This is a genomic window from Streptomyces sp. NPDC031274 (genome assembly GCF_055570235.1).
The window spans coordinates 1-1,321 of sequence record NZ_JBVIHP010000271.1; the positions used below are offsets into that span (position 1 = coordinate 1).

Below are 1,321 nucleotides of genomic sequence, written 5' to 3' on the forward strand. Positions count from 1 at the left end.
AAGCGCAGCGTGCGGCGGCCAGGCGGACGGCTGAGGAAGCCGGCGTCTTCGGTGGCGGTGGCGCCGACGGCGATCCGGGCGCTCACCGGATGTCCGGCAAGGACCGGTCGGCGAAGGTGGTGGGGACGCGTTGCCCGGGTGCGGCGCGGCCGGCGATGAGGTCGACGAGCCCTCGTACACCGAGCCGGCCGATCGACGACGCGCCGTTGCGAACCGCGCTGATGGGCGGCGAGGCGAACTCGAACCAGTCGAGGTCATCGAAGGAGACGATCTCGATGCGGGCGGCCTGCGCTGCGCCGAGCCGCTCGCGCAGCGCGCGCACGGCTCCCAGGGTGGTCGGACCGTTCGCGCCGAACACGGCCGTGAACGGGGCGCCGCGGTCGAGGATGCGGCCCATGGCCTCGGCCGCCCCGCCCGCCAGGAAGTCACCGGCCTCGATCAGCTTGTCGTCGGTGCTGATTCCGTGCGCCTGGCGCCCGGCGAGGTAGGCGGCGCGGCGCTCGGCTCCGGTGGAGATCGTGTCGGGGCCGCCGATGAAGGCGACGTCGCGATGGCCGCGGCGCTGCAGCCAGGCGAGCACCTGCTCTACGCCCTGCGCGTTGTCCGTGCCGTACAGCGGGGCGTCGACGCCCTCGATCCTGCGGTTGAGGAACACGAGCGGCAGTCCGGACGCGAGCGTGGCCGCGAGCTGCGGCGAGACGCTGCTCTGGGGCGAGAACAGCAGGCCGTCGATGCGTTGGCCGGCGAAGGTCTGGAGGTAGGCGTCGGCCTGTTCGGCGTCCTCGTTCGCGTTGGCCAGCAGCACGGTGTATCCGTGTCGGCGCGCCTCCTGCTCGGCGGCGTGGGCCAGTTCGGAGAAGAACGGGTTGCGGATGTCGGAGACGAGCAGTCCCAGTACGTCGGTGCGGGCGCGGCGCAGGGAACGGGCGGGGCCGTTGGCGATGTACCCCAGCTCGGCCGCCGCCGCGAGCACGCGGGACCGGGAGTCGGCCGAGGTCTGACTGCTGCCGCTGAGCACTCGGGACGCGGTGCCGAGCGCGACCCCGGCTCGTGCGGCGACGTCCTTGATCGTGACCATCCGCCCCACCTCCTTGTGGAAACGTTTCCATGAACCGAATAAACTTAAGATCGCACACCGATCGTGAGATGGGCAAGGTCCCGGAGCGGAAACGCGGCACCGCGCGAGCACAGATGCCGCACGGCGCCGTACTTTCGCGTACGGCGCCGTGCGGCTGTCGACGGGGCTTCAGAACTCCGACCCCGAAGTGGGCAGTTGACTGGGGGCAAGGGGGCGCAGGGCCCGAATGCATGCAGGTCAAGG

At 71.5% G+C, this 1,321-nt stretch carries 1 protein-coding gene; it reads right to left on the reverse strand.

Features of this window, described 5'->3' with window-relative positions:
- Positions 1–82 precede the first annotated feature (82 nt).
- Positions 83–1,078 carry a LacI family DNA-binding transcriptional regulator gene (locus ACZ5CR_RS45580; RefSeq protein ID WP_468869683.1) on the reverse strand — a complete coding sequence of 332 codons (996 nt, stop codon included), beginning with the start codon at positions 1,076–1,078 and terminating at the stop codon, positions 83–85.
- Positions 1,079–1,321: the final 243 nt, after the last annotated feature.

What these genes read in the sequence shown, in the direction of transcription:
- ACZ5CR_RS45580 (WP_468869683.1), bottom strand. Translation starts at nt 1,078, where the DNA reads ATGGTCACGATCAAGGACGTCGCCGCACGAGCCGGGGTCGCGCTCGGC.